A 6246-nucleotide genomic window follows, 5' to 3' on the forward strand; every position below is an offset into this window, starting at 1 on the left:
CAGTGGCTGACATCGTGCTGGACAAGGTGAGCAAGAGCTTCCCGGACGGGACGGTCGCGGTCCGGGACGTCGACCTGGAGATCGCCGACGGCGAGTTCGTCATCCTGGTCGGCCCGTCGGGCTGCGGGAAGTCGACCACACTCAACATGATCGCCGGGCTGGAGGACATCAGCTCCGGCGAACTGCGGATCGCGGGGGAGCGGGTCAACGACAAGGCACCCCGGGACCGGGACATCGCGATGGTGTTCCAGTCGTACGCCCTGTATCCGAACATGACGGTCCGGGAGAACATGGCGTTCCCGCTCCGACTCGCCAAGCTGGACAAGGCGACCATCGAGCAGAAGGTGACCGAGGCGGCAAAGGTACTGGAGTTGACGGCACTGCTGGACCGCAAGCCGGCGAACCTCTCCGGCGGGCAGCGCCAGCGGGTGGCGATGGGCCGGGCGATCGTCCGCAGCCCGAAGGCGTTCCTGATGGACGAGCCGCTCTCCAACCTCGACGCCAAGCTGCGGGTGCAGATGCGTACGGTGGTGTCCCGGTTGCAGAAGCAGCTCGGTACCACCACGGTCTACGTCACGCACGACCAGACCGAGGCGATGACCCTCGGCGACCGCGTGGTGATCATGCGGGGCGGCGCGGTGCAGCAGGTCGGCCCGCCCCAGGAGCTGTACGACCACCCGGCGAACCTCTTCGTCGCCGGGTTCATCGGCTCGCCGTCGATGAACTTCCTGCATGCGGCCGTCGAGGAGGAGACGCTGCGGACGGCGATCGGGGACGTACCCCTCGGGGACCGGATCCGCCGCGAGCTGGCGGCCGAGGACGCGCCCCGGGAACTGATCCTCGGCATCCGGCCGGAGCATTTCGAGGACGCCGGGCTGGTCGACGAACAGACCCGGGGTCGGGGGATGGAGTTCGAGGCGCCGGTCGAGATCGTCGAGTCGATGGGTTCCGACAAGTACGTCTATCTCACCGTCGAGGGCGAGCGGGCCAGTGCGGCGGAGTTGGAGGAACTCGCCGCCGACGTGGGTACGGACGACCTGGGCGGCGCGGGGGCGAACCTGGTGACCCGGTTGTCGGCGGAGTCCACGGTCACGGAGGGGGAGAACCGGCGGATCTGGTTCAACCTGGAGAAGATCCACCTCTTCGACCCCGCGAACGGCCGCAACCTGACCCTGCACGAGGGCCGGGCCGCCGGGGCGCTCGCCTCCTGATTCCCTCCCCGTCCGCCGGGACGTCCGCCGCCCGTGTGGCGGGGACGCCCCGGCGGGCCGGGGGCGGCGTGGCGGCCGGGACCGGCGCGGCCGGCGGACGGTCGAATGGCGATCGGCGCCGCCGGCGGAGGACCGAACGGCGATGGGCGCGGCCGGCGGAAGACCCGATGGCGACCGAACTTCCCGTAAGTAGCCGGCCGGACACGTAGCGTGGTTCCGTGGGTACGGAGCATGGGCCGCCCGCTGCGGCCGGGACCGCCGCGTGACCATCGCGGCGGTGGCGCTGGCGCTCGGCTCCGCCGTCTGTTTCGCCTTCGGGGCCGCCCTCCAGCAGCGCGCCGCGCGCCGGGAGCCGCAGCACGGCACCGCCGACCCGCGACTGCTGATCCGGCTGCTGCGTCGGAAGAGTTGGCTGCTCGCCAAGATCCCCGACCTGACCGGTACCGTCCTGCAGGCGGTCGCCCTCCGGTTCGGGCCGCTGACCCTGATCCAGCCCCTGCTGATCAGTGGCATGTTCCTGGCGATACCGCTGGAGGCGGCCCTCGACCACCGGCGACCGCACCCACGCGACGTCACCGCGGTGGCCGCCTGCGTGTTCGGGCTGGCCGCCTTCCTGTTCGCCGCCCGGCCGCGCGCGGGCGTGACCCAGCCGTCCCTGATGGGTTGGCTCGGCATCGTACTGATCGGCGGCGCCCTGGTCGGCGTCTGTCTGTTCCTCGCCCACCGCGCGACGGGCGCCGCCCGGGGCACCCTGCTCGGGATCGCCAGCGGCCTGCTCTACGCCGGTACGGCGTCGCTGCTGAAGACCGTCGCCGACCGGGTCACCGCCGATCCGCTCGCCACCCTGACCGACTGGCACCTGTACGCGCTGGCGCTGGTCGGGTTCGCCTCGGTGGCGCTGAACCAGAACGCGTTCCAGAACGGTCCGCTGGCCGCACCGCTCACCTCGATCACCCTGGTCGACCCGGTCGCCAGCATCGTGATCGGGGTGACCGCGTTCCACGAGACGCTGTCGTTCGGCGGACTCCGGCTGCTGATCGAGGTGCCCGCCGTGCTGGCCATGGGATTCGGGATCTGGCTGGCCAGCACCCGCTCGACCGGCCGGGAGGGCTTCGAGGGCGGCTGACCTCCCCGACGTGGATGCGGCCTGCCACCGCCGCACCGGCGGTGGCTCCGCTCCCGGTGACCGGCTCGGCATCTGGCGCCGTGCAGGTCGTCCCGTCCGGCGTCGAGCCGACGTCGCACCGGGCGCCGTCGCACTGGGCGCCAGCTCAGGTTTCGGTGGCAGTTGGCGCCAGCTCAACTTTCGGCAGCGCCGAGCGCCGGCCCAGGTTTCGGTGGCAGTTGGCGCCGGCTCAGCTTTCGGCAGCGCCGGCCGCCAGCTCAGGTTTCGATGGCGCCAGGCGCCAGCTCAGGTTTCGGTGGCGCCGCTGTGGGTGGCTCGGCCTTCGGTGGCGGCCCGGTCCGGCTGGGGATCACGCCACATGGGCTGGAGGGCCGGGCCGCCGTCCGGCAACTGGATCGGCTCGCCATGGGCCCGGAAGCCGTACCGCTCGTAGAGGGCACGGTTGCGTGGTGAACTCGCCTCCAGGTAGGTGCCGACTCCTTCCGCGTCCGCCCGGACCAACTGGTGGTGCAGCATGGCGCCGCCGAGGCCCCGGCCGCGCAAGCCCGGCAGCACGGCCATCTGCTGGAGGTACCAGTGCGGCTGCCGATCCGGATGGCGAGCCGCGATCAGCTCGCTGACCAGTACCATCCGGGGGGCGTACCGGCCGTACGCCCGCTCCAGGAAGGCGGCCTGCCGCTCGTCCGGCCCGAGGTCCGTCGTGGCGGACCGCGTCGGCGCTGCGGTGGCCGGTTGCGTCGAACCGGCCGTGTCGGACTGCGTCGGCTCTGCGGTCGTCGACTGTGTCGGGTGGCCGGTGGCGGGTCGCGTCGGATCTGCGGCGGTGGCGGGCTCGGCCGGGCCGGCGGGTCGGAACTCCCACACCGACAGGCCGCCGAGCTGCGAGGAGCCGTCCCGCACCACGAGGATCTCGCCGATCTCCAGTGCGCCGGAAACCCAGCCGGCGGCGAACTCGACCCACGCCTCCGTGCACGCCTGGCGGGCGCTCTCGTCCGGCACCACCCAGCAGAAGACCGCCTCGTCCATCCCCGCCCGGCCCACCGTCGCGGCGATCGCCCGGGCGTCGGCCAGCCCGGCCCGGCGTACCGTCATGGTCTCGGTCATCGTCACCTCGTCAGCTCGCGTTCCGTCCGCTCTTGCGGTCCGCAGTCACGAGAGTACAGTGTACGCGACCTTGCGTACTCTGTAGCGGAGGCGCGGCGGCCGGAGGCGGGGGAGCGGATGGAACGGGACGAGGGCGGGGGCGGAGCCCCGGGCACCACCAACGGGCTGAGTCTGGACCAGATCGTGCGGGTGGCGGTCGGCCTCGCCGACGCGCACGGTCTGGCGACGCTCTCGATGCGCCGGCTCGCGAGCGCCCTGGACGCCGGGGCGATGTCGCTCTACCGGTACGTGCCGGGCAGGGCCGAGCTGGTCGACCTGATGGTGGAGACCGTCTTCGGCGAGATCGAGTATCCGGAGCCGGGCCCGGCCGGCTGGCGCGCCAGGATCGAACTGACCGCCCGCCGGGAGTGGGCGATGTACCAGCGGCATCCGTGGGTGCTGCCGATCGTCGCGGGCACCCGTCGGCCGCCGCTCGGGCCGAACGTGCTGGCCAGCGTGGAGTGGGTGTTGGACGCGGTCGACGGTTTCGGACTCGACCCGGCGACGATGCTCCAGATCTATCTCATGGTCAGCGACTACGTGCAGGGCGCCGCCCGGTACGCCGGCATCGAGGCCGAGGCGGAGCGGCGTACCGGGTTGAGCAGCGAGCAGTGGTGGGTGGCCGAGACGTCGACGTTGACGAGACTGTTCGGCACCGGCCGGTTTCCGGTGCTCTCCCGGCTGATCCAGCAGGCCGGCGACGATCCGGCCACCGGGCGGCAGGACTTCGAGTTCGGCCTGCGCCGGGTGCTCGACGGACTCGCCGTCTTCCTGGCCGGACAGTCCGCCCCGGCCGTCTCCGGCGACGGCACGGTCAACGGGTCGGCAGGCCTACTCGGAGAGCGATATGCCGACGAGACAACCAAGTTTCAAAAAGTAACCAAATCGGCGAGTCGGCGGCCCCCGGCGGCCACCTCGGCGGCACTGGAACTGCTCGGTCGGCGCTGGACCCTCGACCTGCTGCACGTACTCAGCCACGGCGAGGCGCGGTTCCGCGATCTCCTCGACGCGCTGCCCAGCGTCTCCCGTCGGGTACTCACCGAACGACTGCGGGAACTCTCCGACGAGCGGCTGCTGTACCGCCGGGTGGACCCCGGCCCACCCACCCGGATCAGTTACGGCCTCACTCCCCGGGGCGCCGGGCTGCGCGGCATGCTGACCCAGTTGGACGCCTGGGCCGGGTCCGGCCACCAGACCGACGCTCGCTGACCTGGCCGCCGAGCTGGCGACCCGGTCAGGCGGGCACTTCCACCCGTACCGTCGTCCCGGTCCCGGCCGGGCCGTCCGCTCCAGCGCCGATCTCGCCGTCCAACCCGGGGCCGACGGTGAGCACCCCGGACACCTGTGCCACCCGGGCCCGCATCGCGGTCAGGCCGTAGCCGCCGGACGCCGGCTCGGCAGCGGCGGGCGCGGCCAGGCCACGACCGTCGTCGGTCACGGTCAGCACCACCCGGTCCGGCCGGAAGTCCAGCCGCACCGACGCGGTCCGCGCCTCGGCGTGCTTGCGTACGTTGGTCAACGACTCCTGGGCGGCGCGCAGCAGCATCACCTCGGTCGGTGTCGGCAGCGGAACCGGATCGCCCACGCATCGGAAGTCGGTGGCGATGCCGGCGTCGGCGGTGAACCGGGCGACCAGCCGGGTGAGCGCGTCGGTCAGGGAAGAGCCGGTCAGCGCCGCCGGGGTCAGGGCCGCGATCAACTCGCGGGTGTCGGTGAGGTTCTCCCGGGCGGTACGCGCGGCAAGTGCCAGGTGCCGGTGCGCCCGTTCCGGATCGCCGTCGACGTCGGCGTCGGCTGCCTGCAACAGCAGCACCACACTGGTCAGGCCCTGTGCGATCGTGTCGTGGATCTCGCCGGCCAGCCGTTGCCGTTCGGCCAGGACGCCGGCCTCGTGCGACAGCCGGGCCACCTCCGCCTGGGACCGGGCGAGTTCGTCGATCAGTCGTGCCCGCTCCTGGCTCTGCGCGACGACCCGCCGGCTCCAGGTGCCCAGGACCGCGGTGAGCAGGACGGCGAGCACCGCGACCGGCAACGGTCCCGACGCCACCTCGCCGGGTTCGACATCCCGGCCCAGCAGCACCAGGAGGTGTACGGAGTTGAACGCGACCACCGCGACCGTCGCCGGTACCGCAGTGGCAACCATGTACGCCTGCGGCCCGAGCGCGAACAGGACGAAGGACGCCGATCCGTCGAGCAGTACGGCCGGTACGTAGAGCGCCAGTGCGCCGGCGAGGTAGGCGTACCCGCGCCAGTCTTCGAGTTCGTCGCGCATCAGCCGGCGGCCGAAACTGACGTACCAGGCGGTCAGTGCGGCCAGTGGAAGCAGGACCGCGAACCGCTGCGGCACCGGCTCGGAGCCGTCGACCGCCAGGAAGCCGGCGACGCCGAGCGTGACCAGCCCGAAGTAGACGTCCCAGAACCGGTAGCGGGCCGCCCAACTTCCCGGATCGGGCCGCCTGCCCTCGGCACGTTCCGGCCCGACGGCCGACTCCGGCGCCACAGCCGACTGCGGCGCGGCGTCGACGGTCGGGTCCGGCGCATGGGTCGGGTTCGGCGCGGCGGTCGGTGCCGGGACTGTCGTGGGTGCCGCGACAGCGCCGGTCGACCGGGGTGACGAGAGGTGGTCGGACATCGCGGCGGACCTCCAACGCGTCGGGCGCGGGGACGGTGCACCCGACGCGGGGCGGAACCCTTGCCGCACGCCGGTCCGCCCATGCTCCCACGCCCGTCCGCGCGATCGTGCCAGGCGCAGGGTGGCCGCTGAAA

At 72.5% G+C, this 6246-nt stretch carries 5 protein-coding genes; 3 read left to right on the forward strand and 2 right to left on the reverse strand.

Annotated features, from left to right (window positions below):
- Positions 1-2: 2 nt before the first annotated feature.
- Both Pen02_RS16045 and Pen02_RS16050 read left to right on the forward strand, forming a co-directional pair.
- Positions 3-1211, forward strand: coding sequence for an ABC transporter ATP-binding protein (locus Pen02_RS16045; protein WP_203866861.1), 1209 nt, complete (start codon positions 3-5; stop codon positions 1209-1211).
- A 262-nt stretch (positions 1212-1473) separates the two neighbouring features.
- Entirely contained in the window at positions 1474-2337 is an 864-nt protein-coding gene (locus tag Pen02_RS16050; protein WP_203866862.1) for a DMT family transporter, read from the forward strand.
- A 285-nt stretch (positions 2338-2622) separates the two neighbouring features.
- Here the strand turns inward: Pen02_RS16050 and Pen02_RS16055 are convergent, their stop codons facing one another.
- Entirely contained in the window at positions 2623-3441 is an 819-nt protein-coding gene (locus Pen02_RS16055; protein WP_203866863.1) for a GNAT family N-acetyltransferase, read from the reverse strand.
- Positions 3442-3558: 117 nt separating this feature from the next.
- Between Pen02_RS16055 and Pen02_RS16060 the strand changes: the two genes are divergently transcribed.
- Complete coding sequence (locus Pen02_RS16060) at positions 3559-4689, forward strand: TetR/AcrR family transcriptional regulator C-terminal domain-containing protein (RefSeq protein ID WP_203866864.1); 1131 nt, start codon at positions 3559-3561, stop codon at positions 4687-4689.
- Positions 4690-4714: 25 nt separating this feature from the next.
- Here Pen02_RS16060 and Pen02_RS16065 read toward each other — a convergent pair whose 3' ends face one another.
- Positions 4715-6112: a sensor histidine kinase gene (locus Pen02_RS16065; protein ID WP_239140820.1), complete on the reverse strand. Its 1398-nt coding sequence runs from the start codon at positions 6110-6112 to the stop codon at positions 4715-4717.
- Positions 6113-6246 lie beyond the last annotated feature (134 nt).

The organism is Plantactinospora endophytica (assembly GCF_016862915.1).
Taxonomy (GTDB): domain Bacteria; phylum Actinomycetota; class Actinomycetes; order Mycobacteriales; family Micromonosporaceae; genus Plantactinospora; species Plantactinospora endophytica.

Excerpts from the sequence above, each read along its gene's own strand:
- Pen02_RS16055 (WP_203866863.1), bottom strand. The coding sequence starts at position 3,441 with ATGACCGAGACCATGACGGTACGCCGGGCCGGGCTGGCCGACGCCCGG.
- Pen02_RS16060 (WP_203866864.1), top strand. The coding sequence starts at position 3,559 with ATGGAACGGGACGAGGGCGGGGGCGGAGCCCCGGGCACCACCAACGGG.
- Pen02_RS16065 (WP_239140820.1), bottom strand. The coding sequence starts at position 6,112 with ATGTCCGACCACCTCTCGTCACCCCGGTCGACCGGCGCTGTCGCGGCA.